This window comes from Rhizobium sp. 01N447_2 (genome assembly GCF_056399245.1).
The window spans coordinates 1-16222 of the sequence record NZ_JBFTQY010000011.1; the positions used below are offsets into that span (position 1 = coordinate 1).

14 protein-coding genes are annotated in these 16222 nt (G+C 61.5%); 5 read left to right on the forward strand and 9 right to left on the reverse strand.

Annotation, left to right across the window (positions count from 1 at the left end):
* Positions 1-214 precede the first annotated feature (214 nt).
* Together ettA and AC1ECN_RS08640 are read right to left on the reverse strand one after the other, a co-directional pair.
* A complete protein-coding gene (gene ettA / locus AC1ECN_RS08635) occupies positions 215-1864 on the reverse strand; it encodes an energy-dependent translational throttle protein EttA (protein WP_011652822.1) in 1650 nt (549 codons plus the stop codon).
* Positions 1865-1961: 97 nt separating this feature from the next.
* Complete coding sequence (locus tag AC1ECN_RS08640) at positions 1962-2702, reverse strand: ribonuclease T2 family protein (protein ID WP_018074119.1); 741 nt, start codon at positions 2700-2702, stop codon at positions 1962-1964.
* A 158-nt stretch (positions 2703-2860) separates the two neighbouring features.
* Here AC1ECN_RS08640 and AC1ECN_RS08645 point away from each other — a divergent pair, with 158 nt between their 5' ends.
* The 4 genes from AC1ECN_RS08645 to AC1ECN_RS08660 are packed head-to-tail and all read left to right on the forward strand — an operon-like array spanning position 2861 to position 7506.
* The gene (locus tag AC1ECN_RS08645) at positions 2861-3805 is read left to right on the forward strand and encodes an alpha/beta fold hydrolase (RefSeq protein ID WP_130655911.1); all 945 of its coding nucleotides are present in this window, start codon (positions 2861-2863) and stop codon (positions 3803-3805) included.
* A gap of 17 nt (positions 3806-3822) precedes the next feature.
* Positions 3823-4779, forward strand: a complete 957-nt coding sequence (locus AC1ECN_RS08650) for a DMT family transporter (RefSeq protein WP_130661962.1) — start codon at positions 3823-3825, stop codon at positions 4777-4779.
* A gap of 17 nt (positions 4780-4796) precedes the next feature.
* Positions 4797-5999: a succinate--glutarate CoA-transferase gene (caiB, locus tag AC1ECN_RS08655; protein ID WP_477952734.1), complete on the forward strand. Its 1203-nt coding sequence runs from the start codon at positions 4797-4799 to the stop codon at positions 5997-5999.
* Positions 6000-6012: 13 nt separating this feature from the next.
* On the forward strand, positions 6013-7506 hold the full coding sequence (locus AC1ECN_RS08660) for a thiamine pyrophosphate-binding protein (protein WP_477952735.1): 1494 nt from the start codon (positions 6013-6015) through the stop codon (positions 7504-7506).
* Between the two features lie 46 nt (positions 7507-7552).
* Here AC1ECN_RS08660 and AC1ECN_RS08665 read toward each other — a convergent pair whose 3' ends face one another.
* From AC1ECN_RS08665 to AC1ECN_RS08675, 3 genes are all read right to left on the reverse strand, one after another.
* Positions 7553-7897, reverse strand: a complete 345-nt coding sequence (locus AC1ECN_RS08665; RefSeq protein WP_018446572.1) for a RidA family protein — start codon at positions 7895-7897, stop codon at positions 7553-7555.
* A 72-nt stretch (positions 7898-7969) separates the two neighbouring features.
* On the reverse strand, positions 7970-8308 hold the full coding sequence (locus tag AC1ECN_RS08670) for a protein tyrosine phosphatase family protein (protein ID WP_018074112.1): 339 nt from the start codon (positions 8306-8308) through the stop codon (positions 7970-7972).
* Positions 8309-8379: 71 nt separating this feature from the next.
* Positions 8380-9219: an aldose 1-epimerase family protein gene (locus AC1ECN_RS08675; protein ID WP_130661965.1), complete on the reverse strand. Its 840-nt coding sequence runs from the start codon at positions 9217-9219 to the stop codon at positions 8380-8382.
* Between the two features lie 360 nt (positions 9220-9579).
* Between AC1ECN_RS08675 and AC1ECN_RS08680 the strand changes: the two genes are divergently transcribed.
* The gene (locus AC1ECN_RS08680; protein WP_018074110.1) at positions 9580-10980 is read left to right on the forward strand and encodes a L,D-transpeptidase; all 1401 of its coding nucleotides are present in this window, start codon (positions 9580-9582) and stop codon (positions 10978-10980) included.
* 73 nt (positions 10981-11053) lie between these two features.
* Here the strand turns inward: AC1ECN_RS08680 and AC1ECN_RS08685 are convergent, their stop codons facing one another.
* The 4 genes from AC1ECN_RS08685 to AC1ECN_RS08700 all read right to left on the reverse strand — a co-directional run bounded on the left by AC1ECN_RS08685 (position 11054) and on the right by AC1ECN_RS08700 (position 16131).
* On the reverse strand, positions 11054-11767 hold the full coding sequence (locus tag AC1ECN_RS08685; RefSeq protein WP_018074109.1) for a ParA family protein: 714 nt from the start codon (positions 11765-11767) through the stop codon (positions 11054-11056).
* 230 nt (positions 11768-11997) lie between these two features.
* Positions 11998-13149: an iron-containing alcohol dehydrogenase gene (locus AC1ECN_RS08690; protein WP_018074108.1), complete on the reverse strand. Its 1152-nt coding sequence runs from the start codon at positions 13147-13149 to the stop codon at positions 11998-12000.
* Positions 13146-14531, reverse strand: coding sequence for an aldehyde dehydrogenase family protein (locus AC1ECN_RS08695; protein ID WP_018074107.1), 1386 nt, complete (start codon positions 14529-14531; stop codon positions 13146-13148). The genes AC1ECN_RS08690 and AC1ECN_RS08695 overlap by 4 nt, the downstream gene beginning before the upstream one ends.
* 232 nt (positions 14532-14763) lie before the next feature.
* Positions 14764-16131, reverse strand: coding sequence for a glutamine synthetase family protein (locus AC1ECN_RS08700; RefSeq protein WP_105006798.1), 1368 nt, complete (start codon positions 16129-16131; stop codon positions 14764-14766).
* Between the last annotated feature and the right edge of the window lie 91 nt (positions 16132-16222).

Below are 16222 nucleotides of genomic sequence, written 5' to 3' on the forward strand. Positions count from 1 at the left end.
CCTTCAAGACGTCCACCAGCGCATCCAGTCCAAGCTTCAACGGTTCGCTCATCTTTGATCCAATCAAGACATAAAGATATCTTTATGTGATTTGAAAAGCAGTGGCAAGCGGCAATTCGCTCTCTCCGCGAAATTGCCTGCTCAGATTGCGACAGAGCCCGACATGAAAAAGCCCCGGCGAACCGGGGCTCTCACAAACGAAAAATGGGTGAAATCAGCGTGTCAGGCGCTTATGGGCCTGGCTGCCCGGGTTGAGGGCGTCGGGGCCGAGACGGCGAACCTTGTCCTGTTCATAATCCTCGAAGTTGCCTTCGAACCATTCGACATGGCCGTCGCCTTCGAAAGCGAGAATATGCGTCGCCAGACGGTCGAGGAACATGCGATCATGGCTGATGATGATGGCGCAGCCGGCGAAATTCTCAAGCGCGTTTTCCAGGGCACCCAGCGTTTCCGTATCGAGGTCGTTGGTCGGTTCGTCGAGCAGCAGAACGTTGCCGCCGGCCTTCAGCATCTTGGCAAGGTGAACGCGGTTGCGCTGACCACCGGAGAGATTGCCGACCTTCTGCTGCTGATCGCCGCCCTTGAAGTTGAAGGCGCCACAATAGGCGCGGGAGTTCATGTCGAACTTGCCGAGCTTGATGATTTCGGCGCCGCCGGAAATTTCCTCCCAGACCGTCTTGTCGGCCGCAAGGGTGTCACGGCTCTGGTCGACATAACCGAGATGCACGGTTTCGCCGATGCGGATCGAACCGCCATCCGGCGTTTCCTGGCCGGTGATCATCCTGAATAGCGTCGTCTTGCCGGCGCCGTTCGGGCCGATGATGCCGACGATGCCGCCKGGCGGCAGCTTGATCGACAGGTCGTTGATCAGCGTGCGGCCCTCGAAGCCCTTGGTGATGCCGTCCATCTCGATGACCACCTGGCCGAGGCGCTCGCTGACCGGGATGATGATCTGCGCGTCGCCGGGACGCTGCTTCTCGGCGGCATCCACCAGCTGCTCGTAGGACTTGATACGGGCCTTGGACTTGGCCTGACGGGCCTTCGGGCTGGAAGCGATCCATTCCTGTTCGCGGCTGATCGCCTTCTGGCGCGATGCATCTTCGCGGCTTTCCTGCAGCATGCGCTTGGCTTTCGCCTGCAGGTAGGCCGAATAGTTGCCCTCGTAAGGAATGCCACGGCCGCGGTCGAGTTCGAGGATCCATCCGGTGACGTTGTCCAGGAAGTAGCGATCGTGGGTAATCATCATCACGGCGCCCGGATAGTCGCGCAGATGCTTTTCGAGCCAGGCAATGGTTTCGGCGTCCAGGTGGTTGGTCGGTTCGTCGAGCAGCAGCAGATCCGGCTGCGAAAGCAGCAGGCGGCAGAGCGCGACACGGCGACGCTCACCACCCGAAAGGCTGGTGACTTCGGCGTCGCGCGGCGGGCAGCGCAGCGCTTCCATCGCCATTTCGACCTGGCTTTCCAGATCCCAGAGGTTCTGGCTGTCGATGACGTCCTGAAGCTTGGCGCCCTCTTCCGCCGTCTCATCGGAATAGTTCATCATCAATTCATTGTAACGATCGAGGACGGCCGTCTTCGAGGCAACGCCTTCCATGACGTTCTCGAACACCGTCTTGTTGGGATCGAGATGCGGCTCCTGCTCCAGATAGCCGACGGTCGCACCTTCGGCGAGCCAGGCTTCGCCGGTATACTCCTTGTCCTGGCCTGCGATGATGCGCAGTACGGTGGATTTACCCGCGCCGTTCGGACCAAGGATACCGATCTTGGCATCCGGGTAGAACGAAAGGTGGATATTCTCCAGGATCTTCTTGTTGCCATAGGCCTTGTTGAGGCCGGACATATGATAGATGAACTGACGTGCCATGCTGCGCTRCTCCGGGCGGGAAACTTCGATTGTGCCGCTATGTAGGCGAAACAGCGCCTGCGGGCAACGCCAAACCCGGTTTACTCAGGATTTCCGGTCAAAAGCCCGCAGCGTCGACGACGCCCTCGTCACAGCCGAACGACGTTTTTCCAGCGCCCTGGATCAGATCGGCAAGGCCGGTAGTTTTCGCCGATGCCGCCCCGGCGGCTTCCGAAAGCCCGATCGTCAGTTCGCTGATCATCCTGACATTGCCGGCCCGCCGGCAGCTCATCTTGACACGATCGCCGGCACCCGGCCCGAAGCTCTTGTCGAAAGCCGCTTTGATCGCGTCGGCCTTGACCGGCTTGCCGATATTGGCAGCGAAAAGATCGCGCACCGCCGACGCGTTGAGCGCGCTTACGAGATGCACGCCGACGCCGAAATAGTCGTCGGCACTCATCTTCGTGCAGGTGCCATGCTTCACCCATTCATGCCGTTCCAGACCGGATTGCGTGCCGGGCATCGCCTTTGTCAGCGCAGTCTTCGTCTCGGCCGCAAGCGTGACTTCCGGCAGCTTGTTCCAGTCGCCATCCTTGTCGGCGGCCTTCTGCTCGGCGCTTACGCCGCAATAATCCTCCCGCATCGGCCAGAGTCCATGCAACGAGAAGTTCGTCGCGTCAGGGCGCTCGCCGGTCTGGCTTGCGCATTCGGCCTTCTTCTGGTTCGTCTGGCAAAAGGCCGGCTGCCAGCTCGCCGCCAGAATGAAGCGGGTGCGCCCGCCAGCTTCCTGCGCCACGGCGGCGCCGGCAACAACCATCGACACGGCGAACGACAAGGTACGCAACTGCATGCTGCTCATTTCAACCCCCTAAAAAGAACAATACAGGAACAAATAAGCATCAAAATCAAAAGGCCGCAACCCTGAATCGCAACAAGGCTGCAAATTGTTATCAGATAATCAAATGCCCATGTTGCAATTACCCGGCGATCTGGTCTGTTGCCGCCGGGAGGACCCACATGTTTTCTGAAACGCAAAGGCTCGCCGTGCCAGGGGCGTCGCTGGCCTATCACCATGCCGAGGCCCTCACCCCGGCACGCGGCATCCTGTTGATATCGCATGGCTTGGCCGAACATTCGAAACGATACCGCTCCTTTGCCGAGGCGATGGCGGTGCACGGATATCACGTCTATGCCCACGATCATCGCGGCCACGGCGAGACGACGGCACCCGATGCGCCGATCGGCCGCTTTGCCCGACGCGGCGGGGTCAAAAGGGTGATCGGCGACGTCATCGCCATGCGCGGCCACGCGGTCTCCCGCCATCCCGGTCTGCCGGTGACCCTCTTCGGCCATTCGATGGGCGGCCTCATCGCCCTCAATGCAGCCGTCACGGCTCCGGCCGACTTCGATGCTGTCGCCGTCTGGAATTCGAATTTCGCCGTCGGCCTTGCCGGCCGCGCCGCCCAGGCGATCCTGCTTGCCGAGCGCATGCTGAAGGGCTCCGACGTGCCAAGCGGCCTGCTGCCGAAGCTCACCTTCGGCGCCTGGGGCAAATCCATTGCCGGCCGCCGCACCGAGTTCGACTGGCTGTCGCGTCGTCCTGATGAAGTCGACAAATATGTCGCCGATCCGCTCTGCGGCTTCGACGCCTCAGTCTCTCTCTGGCTCGATCTCTTCGAGCTGACCTTCCGCGCGCCGCAAAAGATCCATCTCGATCGGCTGCCGCGGGACTTGCCGATCCATCTCGTCGGCGGCGGAGAGGACCCGGCGACGGAGCGGGGAAAAGCGGTGCTCTGGCTGTCAAACCATTTGAAAGGCCGGGGCTTCTCTCGTATCAGCACTCAGATATATCAGGACGTGCGACACGAAACGCTGAACGAGATCGGCGCGGATGCGGCGATCGCAGCCTTCGCCGACTGGTGCGACGGGCGGTCGCAAGATCCTGAGCGACCAATATCCTGAGTGACAAGGATTTTATCGTGAACAGCACCCCGACCCGACCCGTATCATCCACCTCCGACGTGATGACGGGGCTTGTGCTGATGTTCCTCTCGGTGATGGTGTCGCCGCTCATCGATATTTTCGCCAAGCTTGCAATCACGACCGTGCCATCCGGCGAGATCACCGCCGGTCGCTTCGTCGTCCAAGCGCTCTGCATGCTGCCGATCGTGATATGGCGGCGCAGCTTCGCCGAATTCTCCTGGCGCCAGAGCCTGTTCCATGCCATCCGCGGCGGGATCATTACCGTCTCGATGATCTCCTTCGTCACCACGCTGAAATATATGGCGGTCGCCGACGCGATCGCGATCTTCTTCGTAGAGCCGATCATGGTGACGATCCTCGGCGGCATCTTCCTCAAGGAGACGATCGGCTGGCGGCGCTATACCGCCTGCGGCGTCGGCTTCTTCGGGGCGATGCTGATCATCCAGCCGAGTTTCGAAGAGGTCGGCTACATCGCGCTTCTACCTGTCGTCAGTGCTCTTTGCATCGCGATCTTCGTGCTGATGACTCGCGCCCTCTCGCACAGGGAAGACCCCTGGTCGATGCAGTTCCAGATGAGCATCTGGGGCTTGCTCTTCTGTGCCGTCCTGCTTTTCCTGGGTCAGGGAACCGGCTCCGACCTCTTCGATCCCGTCATGCCGGAAGGCCGCGCCTGGTTCTATGTCGCCGGCGTCGGCGCCATGGCCGCAATCACCGGCATCCTCGGCGTCTACGCCTATCGCGCAGCACCGGCCTCGACGCTGGCGCCGCTGCAATATTTGGAGATCGTTTCGGCAACGATCTTCGCCTGGCTGGTCTTCGGTGACTTTCCGGATGCCGTCAAATGGCTGGGCATTGCCATCATCGTGGCAGCGGGCTTCTACATCCTCTGGCGCGAGCGCCGCTTTGCTTCAAAGCCTGTATCCGATACATCTGAGGTGACGCTGGCGCCGTAGATATTGCCGGGAGGAACATGACAGAGACCGTGACCAAAGAGCCGCCGCTTGCCGGCATCCGGGTGATCGAGCTTGCCCGCGTGCTCGCCGGCCCCTGGGCGGGACAGATGCTTGCCGATCTCGGCGCCGACGTGATCAAGGTCGAAAATCCCGATGGCGGCGACGATACGCGCCAATGGGGGCCGCCCTTCGTCGAGGGCGCCGATGGCGAAAATCTCTCGGCCGCCTATTATCACGCCGCCAATCGCGGCAAACGCTCCGTCACCGCCGACCTGAAGAGCGCCGAAGGCCAGGATCTCGTCCGCCGCCTCGTCTCCACCGCCGATGTGGTGATCGAGAATTTCAAAGTCGGCGGCCTCGTCAAATACGGCCTCGATTACGACAGCCTGCGCAAGGTGAACCCGAAGCTCGTCTATTGCTCGATCACCGGCTTCGGCCAGGACGGCCCTTATGCCAGCCTCGCCGGCTACGATTATATCGTCCAGGGCATGTCCGGCTTCATGTCGATCACTGGTGAACCAGGCGGCCAGCCGATGAAGGCAGGCGTCGCCATCGCCGATATCTTCACCGGCATCTATGCCGTCTCGGCGATCGAAGCCGCCCTGATCCACGCATTGAAGTCAGGTCAAGGCCAGTTGGTCGACATGGCCCTGCTCGACGTGCAATCGGCGGTGCTCGCCAATCAGAACATGAATTACCTGGTTTCCGGCGAGGCACCGACCCGCCTCGGCAATGCCCACCCCAATATCTCGCCCTATGAGGTCGTGCCGACGGCGGACGGGTACCTCATCCTCGCAGTTGGAAACGACGGCCAGTTCCGTCGCCTCTGCAGCATCCTCGGCCTGGAGGCCATCGCCGGCGACGAGCGTTTCGCCACCAACAAGGCCCGCGTCGGCAATCGCGCCGAGGTGCGCCGCCTCATCTCCACCGAGACGCTGAAGTGGCAGAAGGCGGATCTGCTGAAGGCCTGCGAGGAGAATTCAGTTCCATCAGGCGCAATCAACACGATCGAGGAAATGTTCGCCCATCCGCAGGTGCAGGCCCGCGGCCTGCGCATCGACCTTGCGGATGCCGCCGGCACCGTGATCCCCGGTGTCAGGACGCCCGTGGTGCTGTCGGAGACGCCGCTGCGTTATATCAGGCCGAGCCCGCGTCTCGGCGAACACCAGGCAGAAATTCTGGCGGAACTCGYCGAGCGCGAGAGGAAGGCATCGTCATGAAGAAGGCATTGTCATGAAGAAGACGGGCGGAGAACTGATCGTCGAGGCGCTGAAGGCGAACGGCGTCAAGCGTCTCTCCTGCGTGCCCGGCGAGAGCTTCCTCGCCGTGCTCGACGCGTTGCGCGACAGCGATATCGACGTCCTTGTCTGCCGCCAGGAGGGCGGAGCGGCGATGATGGCGGATTGTTGGGGCAGGCTGACCGGCGAACCCGGCATCTGCATGGTGACCCGCGGCCCCGGCGCCACCAACGCCTCCGCCGGCCTGCATATCGCTAAGCAGGACTCGATCCCGATGATCCTGTTTATCGGCCAGGTGCAGCGCGAAGCACGTGAGCGCGAGGCCTTCCAGGAGGTCGAGTTCCGCCGCGCCTTCACCGAATTCGCCAAATGGGTGGGCGAGATCGACGATGCCGCCCGTATTCCCGAATTCGTCACCCGCGCCTTTGCGGTCGCAACTTCCGGCCGTCCCGGCCCTGTGGTGCTGACGCTGCCGGAGGACATGCTGCGCGATGAGGTCGAAGCACCCCGCGCCAGGCACTATGCCACCGTCGAGGCCCATCCCGGCCGCCGCCAGGTCGACGATCTCTATGTAAGACTGCTGAAGGCCGAGCGGCCAATGGTAATCCTTGGCGGTACGCGCTGGGATGCCGATGCGGTCGCCGATTTTCAGAGCTTCGCCGAACGTTTTCACCTGCCTGTCGGCTGCTCCTTTCGCCGGCAGATGCTGTTCGATCATCTCCATCCCTGCTACGCCGGCGATGTCGGCATCGGCATCAATCCGGCGCTGGCAAAGGAGATCAGGGAGAGCGACCTGCTGATCCTGCTTGGCAGCCGCATGTCGGAAATGCCGTCCTCGTCCTATACGCTGATCGATATCCCCTACCCCCAGCAATCGCTGGTGCATATCCATCCCGACCCTTCCGAGCTCGGCCGCGTCTACCGTCCGGATCTTGCCATCTGCGCGGCACCTGCCGATTTCGTCGCCGCACTCGCCGATCTGGAAGCGCCGGCCGAACCGCTCTGGGCGGAGCGCACCGCCCGCCTGCATCAGGCCTATCTCACCTGGTCGAAACCACCCTCGAGTGGTCCCGGCGCTGTCCAGATGGGGCCGATCATGGAATGGCTGGAGGCCAATACCGGGCCGGAGACGATCTTCACCAATGGCGCGGGCAACTACGCCACCTGGGTGCACCGCTTCCATCGTTTTCGCCGCTTCAACACCCAAGCCGCCCCCACCTCCGGGTCAATGGGCACGATCCGCATGCATCAGGAGCGCGAGTATCCCGGCCGCGTCAGCAGCACCGATCTGACCAATCCCGACTTCGCGGCCCTTGCCCGCGCCTATGGCGGCCACGGCGAGAYGGTGGAGACGACAGCGGATTTCGCCCCGGCCTTCGAGCGGGCACGCGCCAGCGGCAAGCCGGCAATCATCGAGGTCAAGCTCGATCCTGAAGCGATCACACCGACACGCACGCTCTCCGAAATCGCACAAACAAAAAGCCGGTGAGCACGCGCAGTGCTCACCGGCTTCAGGCAATCGGAATGGTACGACCTTAGTCGAGGGCCGCGGTAATGATGAACTCGACCTTGTATTTCGGCGCAGCGAGCTTGGCTTCGCTGGTGGCGCGGGCCGGCGGGTTGGCTGGATCGATCCAGCCTTCCCAGACGGCGTTCATCTCGGCGAAATCGGCGATATCGGAGAGGTAGATGATCGTCTGCAGGATCTTCGACTTGCTGCTGCCTGATGCAGCCAGCAGGCGGTCGACTTCGGCAAGCGATGACTTGCACTGATCGGTGACGCTTTCGCCCTCGCCGACTTGGCCTGCGAGATAGACCGTGTTGCCGTGAATGACGGCGCCGCTCATGCGCGAGCCGACGTCGATACGCTTGATGCTCATTATAGTCTCCTGAGTGAATGGAAGGTGAAGGCGCTGAGGTTCAACGCCGGAAAATCGGCACCCGCACGGGGTTCAATTACGGATATGGTGGGTCTTCTGGTAGATCGCCGTCGAGCGTGCGCCGGAGCGGCAATAACCGAGCATCGGCCGCGGGAATTCATCGAGCGCGTCGACCATGCCCTGCACGGCTTCCTCGGTCACGCCCATCGGTCCAACCGGCACATGGGCGATCTCGAGGCCAAGCTCCTTGGCGCGCGCCTCGATGACGGAGAACGACGTCTGGTCGGGACTTTCGTGGTCTGGACGGTGACAGACGATCGATTTGAACCCCAGCGCCTTGATCTCGTCGAGCTCCTCCAGCGTGATCTGGCCCGAAACCGAATATTCATCGTCGATCTGGCGAATATCCATCGTCTTGTCTCCTCAAAAATCGTGGGCTGAAGGTCTACGACGGAGGTCTGCCAGCGTCAACAACACTTCGCTCACAGGAAGGCAAAGGTCAGCGCATAGCTGCGGCTCTCGCCGGGCGCCAGCATGTTGAACTCACCGGCTGCCTGAAGCTCGTCGCGCGATATCCAGCGATGCGACACCGGCTCGATACCGATGATATGGGCCGGCGCCTTCTGGTTTCGCCAGACCTGCAGATGGGGCAGCGTGTCGGCGCGGAAGCGCACGCGCAGCGTCCTGCCGCCGATCGCGGCGATCGATCCGAGGCGAACCTCTGCGAAACCCTCCTCCGCAGCCGGCGCCGCAACGCAGAAGATGCCGCCAGGCTCCTCGCCGAACGCCCAGGGGAAACCGCCATTCTCCAGCATCCGGCCTTCAAGCCGCGTGCCCTCGTCCAGCCATTTGCCGCCGGTGTTCATGTGGTACATCAGGAAGGTCGGCACCGTCCGATCGCTCGTATTGACGACCCGGTCCTCAAGCCGCACTTCGCCGGTCGCCCCATCGATCCGCCACAGCCGCTCGATGCGCTGTGGCAGTCCTTCGACGGTGGTGATGTCGATATCGGCGCGGCATTCGGCATGGCCATTCTCGAACTTCGTCCATAGCACTTTTGCCGCATGGCCGGAGGCCGATCCGTGCAGCGGATAGACCTTGCCGTCATCCCGACCGGGAATTGGCTGGCGGTGGCGGATATGATCCGGGCCGCAGGTGAAGAGAAAGCCTTCGAGCGAGTGATCGATTCGCGCATCACCGTCGTCGGGAATGGCGCGTTTCGGCGCGATGTCGACACCGTCGACGATGCATCCGCCGATATCCAGCACCGATGTTTCGTCCAGCATCAGGCGCGGCCCGCTTGCGGCGGCAAATTCGATCATCACGGTCTCCTCGGGGAACAATCAGCCCTTAGAGCGCCGTGCGTTCTTTCGGACGCACAAAGGACGCTCTAACACTTTGAATCGACGCATCCTGCTTTCCGAAAATCCAATCCGATTTTCGGAAAGCAGGATGCGCTAGCGTTAGGTTTCGCGTCGCCATTCGTCAATCGGCGTCGCCTCCATCTTGTGCTTTTGCAGCAACCATGGATTTTGCGGAACTGACACAAGGACGCAAACGTTTATGAGTAAAAGGAAATCTTAGTGATTTTCATATTTTGTTCAGCACGGTTTCATAAATTCCACACTAGCGTCAAAATTGGCATGTGTGTGTCTGCCCAGTCACTGTTCGAGGTATGAGACGTGAATCGCTTTTTGAAGTCGGCATTTTGCTTCGCGGCCGTCCTGGCTGCCCTTGCGGCTGCAGCGCCGGAGGCAGGCGCGCAGCAGTTCCGCGATCGCCGCCAGAGCGATATCGTGCTTGTGACGCCGAGCGGCGAAATCCTCGACTATGTTCCAGCTGGCTATATCTACGCCCGGGACCGTAGCGGCAATCGCGTGTTGATCGACGGCTACGGCAATGTCGTCGCCACCGAGATGCGCGCGCGGGGCTACTATCCGCCGCGGCCGGGACCGCGGGAGGTCTATAACGACCAGTATGGCAACGACCCCTATTATTCCGACAACAATCCCGATGGCGATACACGTTATTCAGAGCGCGGCGCCGTCACCGGCGGCATTCCGCGCGATGCCGAGATCGAACGCCGGCCGCTCGGTGAGCAGCCCTATCCCGATGATAACAGCATCGGCAATCCGCAGCCTAGCGACGATTATGCCTCGATCGACCCGGACCAGCAGATCCCGCCCGCCGACCAGCCGAACGCCGCACCCGATGAGCCCGTCATCACGCTGAAGAACAAGTCGAAGCCCGAGATCGTCGCATTGCAGGTCTTCCTCGATCGCGCCGGCATCTCTCCCGGCGTCATCGACGGCCATATGGGCTCGAACGTCACCAAGGGGATCTATGCCTATGACCAGATGACCGGCTCGAAGCTCGATCCCAACGACACCGATGCCATTCTGGAAGAGCTGCGCATGAACGGCGGCCTGCCCGTCATCAGCTACACGATCACGCCGGCCGATGCTGCTGGCCCCTTCGTCGCTGAGATCCCGGAAGATTATTCGCACAAGGCGCTGCTACCGTCGCTCGCCTACACCTCGACCACCGAAATGCTGGCCGAACGCTTCCACATGGATGAGGCCTTTCTCAAGGAGATGAACCCCGGTGCCGATTTCACAGTTGCAGGCACCGTCATCAAGGTCGTCAATCCGGGCGAGCCGAAGAGCGGTGAAGTTGCCCGCATCATCGCCGACAAGGGCCGCAAGCAGGTCTTCGCCTATGACGGCGCCGGCAATCTCCTCGCCGCCTATCCGGCATCGATCGGCTCCACCGACACCCCCTCTCCGTCGGGCTTGGTAAATGTCGAGCGTGTCGCCCTCAATCCCGGTTATACCTATAATCCGAAGATCAATTTCCAGCAGGGTGCCAACGACAAGATCCTCAACATCCCGCCCGGCCCGAACGGCCCCGTCGGCACAGTCTGGATGGCGCTTTCCAAGCCGACATACGGCATTCACGGCACGCCCGAACCCTCGAAGATCGGCCGCACCCAGAGCCACGGCTGCATCCGTCTGACCAACTGGGATGCGACAGAGCTTGCCAAGATGGTCAAGCCGGGAGTGACGGTCGAATTCGTCGACTGAAATCATTCTCGCGATAGAAACGACAAGGCCGCCGCATCGCTCCGGCGGCCTTGTCGTTTCATGTGAGAGATGTTCAGGCGGCCGAGCGGACCATCGGGTTCGTCACACGGGCGGATGCCACCAGCCTCACCGGCAGTTTGCGCATCATTTCCTCGGCAAAACAGGTGGCGTTTTCCCGGGCCTTGTCGAGATTGCTGACGCGCGTGGGATCAATCGTGTGCAGGGTGCCGCCACAGTCGAAGATGTCGCGGAAGGCGGAGCGTTCGATGATAGCCGTATCGAGTACCGGCACATGCCGCTCGCTGAGCAGCGACTTGACGACTTGCAGCGCCCGCGTCGTTACCATCGAGTTGACGCGGGTGAGCACCACCGAATGGCCGATCTTGATGCCGGCCTTTTCATCCAGATACTGCAGCAGTTCGAGCACCTGCGCGCCACCGCGCGCATCCATGGCACAGCCCTGGATCGGGATCAGCACGTGGTCGGAAAGGCCGACAGCTGTGGCAAGCAGCGGATTGCGCGCACCCGGCAGGTCGACGATGAAATAGTCGGTATTGTGCTTGTTCTCGCTGATATGCAGCGGCAGCGAGGCGGTTGTCACGAAATCGATGACCGAAAGATTAGCCACATGACCAGAGATCTCGTGCCAGCGCGAAATCCAGTGCTGCGGGTCGGCGTCGAGGATGGTGACGCGATAGCCTTTGCGGGCAAGCTCGGTCGCGAGCAGGAGAACAGCGGTCGTCTTGCCGGCGCCGCCCTTGGTATTTGCGAATGTGATGACAGGCATGTTCGGTCCTCGGAAGGAAATGGTGCGAGCCGATATCGCTCTTTTACGCACCCTCGGAGCATCGTGCGGTTAATCCATCCTTTCTAATCATGGTTAACAAATTGGAAACACGCGCGGCGAAATTGCAGCCAGTATTTTTCACATCCCTAAAACTAGGGATATCGCGGCAACGAAAAAAGCCCGGAAAACCGAGGTTCTCCAGGCCAGTTAGTAGGTCCGCTCTTATGTTGTCAGAAGCAATCCCTGAAAAGGACCTTGGTATTTTCGAGCGTCATTGCAACCGGGTTGCCGCCCGCACTCGGATCTTCGATCGCCATGGCCGACAATTCATCGATGCGGTCGGCAGCGATTCCCATCGCCGACAGCGTCTCCGGCACCCCGAGTTCGGAGCGGAGCTTCAGCACATAGTCGTAGAACCCGTCGAAACCGCCCGAGATGCCGAGATAGGCGGCGGCGCGGCCGATCTTCTCCTCGATCGCCTTGCGGTTGAAGCGCAGCACCGCCGGCATCACCACCGCATTGGTCATGCCGTGATGGGTGTTGTAGACGGCGCCGATCGGGTGCGATAGCGCGTGGATGGCGCCGAGCCCCTTCTGGAAGGCGACCGCACCCATGGCAGCCGCCGCCATCATGTTGGCGCGGGCTTCCAGATCGGTGCCTTCCCGATAGGCGCGCGGCAGGAATTCCTTGACGAGACGCATGCCTTCGAGCGCGATGCCGGCCGACATCGGGTGATAGAAGGGCGAGGAATAGGCCTCCAGGCAATGAGCGAAGGCATCCATGCCGGTGCCGGCCGTGATGATCTTCGGCATGCCGACCGTCAGTTCCGGATCGGAGATGACAACGCCAGGCAGGAATTTCGGATGGAAGATGATCTTCTTCACATGGGTTTCGGAATTGGTAATGACGCTGGCGCGCCCGACTTCCGAACCGGTGCCTGCCGTTGTCGGCACCGCGACGATCGGGGCGATGCCCTCAAGGCTCGCACGCGTCCACCAGTCGCCGATATCTTCGAAGTCCCAAACCGGCCGCGTCTGGCCGGCCATGAAGGCGACGCACTTGCCCAGATCGAGGCCGGAGCCACCACCGAACGCGACGACGCCGTCATGGCCGCCGTCCTTGAAGGCCCTGACGCCAGCTTCGAGGTTCTTCTCGTTCGGGTTCGGATCGACATCGGCGAAGATCGCCCGGCCGAGACCGGCATCTTCGAGGATATCGAGCGCAGTCTTGGTGATCGCCATCGAGGCGAGGCCGCGGTCGGTGACGAGCAGCGGCTTCTTGATGCCGAGGCTCTTGCAGGCGTCGGCCAGTTCCGCGATGCGGCCCCGGCCGAGCTTGACCGATGTCGGATAGCTCCAGTTTGCGGTGATGTTGCTGCTCATGCTGTGACTTTCTTCAGATGGAAGGATTTCGGGCGCGTCAGATTTTGGAAGCCGATGATCGACAGCGAGCCGCCGCGGCCGGTCTCCTTGACGCCGGTCCAGCAAAGCGCCGGGTCGAGATAGTCCGCGCGGTTCATGAAAACGGTGCCGGTTTCGATCTCGCGGCCGAGCCGCCCTGCCCGCTCGACATCTTTGGTCCAGAGCGAGGCCGTCAGCCCGTACTGGCTGTCGTTCATCAAAGCGAGTGCCTCCTCATCGCTCTTCACCTTCATGATGCCGACCGCCGGACCGAAAGTCTCTTCGCGCATGAAGGCCATGGAGTGGTCGACGTCGACGAGAATCTGCGGTGCAAGATAGGCGCCGCCGTCATCCTGGGGGAAAAGCTTTGGATCGACAAGCGCTTTGGCGCCCTTGGAAACGGCATCGGCGATCTGCTCGCGCACCACCTTGGCGAAGCGCTTATGCGCCATCGGCCCGAGCGACGTATCGGGATCGAGCGGATTGCCGAGCTTGTAATTCGACACCCAGGCAACCGACTTCTCGACGAAGGCGTCATAGAGCGATTCATGCACGTAGATGCGCTCGATGCCGCAGCAGCACTGGCCGGAATTGTAGGTCGCGCCGTCCATCAGCGTGTCGACGGCAGCTTCGAGATCGGCGTCCTCCATGACATAACCCGGATCCTTGCCGCCGAGCTCGAGGCCGAGACCGGTGAAGGTGCCGGCGGCGGCCCGCTCCATTGACCGCCCGCCTTCGACCGATCCGGTGAAGTTGACGAAATTGAAGCTGCCGGCGGCAATCAGCGCCGACGTCGTTTCATGGTCGAGAAAGACGTTCTGGAACACATCCTCGGGAACGCCGGCCTCGATGAAGGCCTGCACCAGCCGCTCACCGACCAGCAGCGTCTGCGAAGCATGTTTCAGCACCACGGTATTGCCGGCCATCAACGCCGGCGCGATCGTGTTGATCGCCGTCATATAGGGATAATTCCACGGCGCGACGACGAAGACGACACCATGCGCCTCGCGCTCGATGCGGCGCTCGAAACGCTCGCTCTCCTCGACGACGACAGGCGCCAAAGCATCCGCGGCGATCGAGGCGACATAGTTGGAACGCTCGTTGAAGCCCTTGTATTCGCCGCCATATTTGACCGGCCGGCCCATTTGCCAGGCAAGCTCGGGCACGACGACGTCGGACATCTCGTTCAGCCGCGCAGCACCCTTCAGCACCAGTTGCACGCGCTCTTCGAGCGGCCGTTTCGCCCAGGCCTTCTGCGCCTTGCGGGCGCGCGCCACCACGTCCTTGGCGGCGTCGAGAGAAAGGGCTGCGCGCTCGGCATAGACCGAACCGTCAACCGGTGAAATGCATTGGATCATTGCCATGATCTGTTCCTGTCCTCGTATGCGTCAAAATTAGTGAGGGCCATAGCCACTCATCCGCGTGCCGGCACTCGGGTCGAGCCACTGGTTTCGACCCGTCCTTCGAACCCCCGCTCGCGGAGCGAAGGAGCTATGCCGCACCGTTTCCCGAATTCTCAAGCGATCCGTGTGGCAAGTCCCTCTCCCCGCAGCCGGGGAAAGAGTTAGGGTGAGGCAAGCAACCCGCAAATGCCTATTAAGCTCTTTCGAAACCGCGCGCCACTTCCCAGTCGGTGATGCGGCGATCGTATTCTTCCTGCTCCCATTCGGCAGCGCGGGTGTAATGGTCGATCACGTCGTCGCCGAAGGCTTTGCGCAGCATTGCCGATTCCGTCATTTCAGTCGTGGCCGCACGCAGCGTACGCGGGATTTCGCGGACACCCTTGCCGCCATAGGCGTCGCCGACGAAGGGGGCTTCGAGTTCGAGCTTGTTCTCGATCCCGTCGATGCCGGCGGCAAGCAGCGCGGCGAAGGCGAGATAAGGATTTAGATCGGAGCCGCCGACGCGGCACTCGATACGGATTCCCTTGGTCTCCTCACCGCAGAGCCGGTACCCAGCGGTACGGTTGTCCTTGCTCCAGATCGCCTTGGTCGGCGCAAATGTGCCGGCCATGAAGCGTTTGTAGGAGTTGATGTAGGGCGCCAGGAAATAGGTGATCTCGCTCGCATGGGCGAGAAGCCCGGCGACGTAATTGTGCATCAGCGGCGACATGCCGTATTTGCCGGTATGGTCGAAGAACAGCGGCTTTTCCTCCAGGCTCCAGAGCGACTGGTGGATATGCGAGGAACTGCCGGCAGCATTGTAGTTCCACTTGGCGAGGAAAGTGATGGCTTTGCCCTTCGACCAGGCAATCTCCTTGCAGCCGTTCTTGATGATCGCGTGCCGGTCGGCCATGGCGAGCGCATCGGCGTAGCGCACGTTGATCTCCTCCTGGCCGGCCGAAGCCTCGCCCTTGGAGTTTTCGACCGGGATGCCGGCGCCCTGCAGCCCGGTGCGGATCGCCCGCATCACCTCTTCCTCCTTGGTGGTCTGGAAGATGTGGTAGTCCTCGTTATAGGCGCTGGCGAGCTTGAGGTTGCGGTAGCCGGAAGCCTGCGCCGCCTCGTAGCTCTGGTCGAACAGGAAGAATTCGAGCTCGGAGGCCATGTAGGCCTTCATGCCCATATCCTCGAGCCGCTTCACCTGCTTTTTCAGGATCGCGCGCGGCGAGTGGGCGACCTCCTCATGCGTATGATGGTCGAGCACGTCGCAGAGCACCAACGCGGTGCCTTCGAGCCAGGGAATACGACGCAGCGTCGCCAGATCCGGCTTCATCGTGTAGTCGCCGTAGCCCTTCTCCCAACTCGTCGCCTTGTAGCCGGAGACGGTCTCCATCTCCATGTCGGTGGCGATCAGGTAGTTGCAGCTGTGCGTTTCCTTCCAGGCACTCTCGACGAAATATTCCGCCTGGAAACGCTTGCCCATCAGCCGGCCCTGCATGTCCACCTGGCAGGCCAGAACCGTGTCGATGCGCCCTTCGGCAACATCCTTCCTGAGATCGTCGATTGTGTAGCTGCTGCTCATGATTGATCCGCCTGAATTGGATTGACAAAATCGGGGCAACGAAATCGCATGCGCTCGGCCGGACTTTGCGGCCCGATGCCTTTTCGTTGAA

Excerpts from the sequence above, each read along its gene's own strand:
- AC1ECN_RS08640 (WP_018074119.1), bottom strand. The coding sequence starts at position 2,702 with ATGAGCAGCATGCAGTTGCGTACCTTGTCGTTCGCCGTGTCGATGGTT.
- AC1ECN_RS08645 (WP_130655911.1), top strand. The coding sequence starts at position 2,861 with ATGTTTTCTGAAACGCAAAGGCTCGCCGTGCCAGGGGCGTCGCTGGCC.
- AC1ECN_RS08665 (WP_018446572.1), bottom strand. The coding sequence starts at position 7,897 with ATGAGCATCAAGCGTATCGACGTCGGCTCGCGCATGAGCGGCGCCGTC.
- AC1ECN_RS08670 (WP_018074112.1), bottom strand. The coding sequence starts at position 8,308 with ATGGATATTCGCCAGATCGACGATGAATATTCGGTTTCGGGCCAGATC.
- AC1ECN_RS08675 (WP_130661965.1), bottom strand. The coding sequence starts at position 9,219 with ATGATCGAATTTGCCGCCGCAAGCGGGCCGCGCCTGATGCTGGACGAA.
- AC1ECN_RS08685 (WP_018074109.1), bottom strand. The coding sequence starts at position 11,767 with ATGCCTGTCATCACATTCGCAAATACCAAGGGCGGCGCCGGCAAGACG.
- AC1ECN_RS08690 (WP_018074108.1), bottom strand. The coding sequence starts at position 13,149 with ATGAGCAGCAACATCACCGCAAACTGGAGCTATCCGACATCGGTCAAG.
- AC1ECN_RS08695 (WP_018074107.1), bottom strand. The coding sequence starts at position 14,531 with ATGGCAATGATCCAATGCATTTCACCGGTTGACGGTTCGGTCTATGCC.
- AC1ECN_RS08700 (WP_105006798.1), bottom strand. The coding sequence starts at position 16,131 with ATGAGCAGCAGCTACACAATCGACGATCTCAGGAAGGATGTTGCCGAA.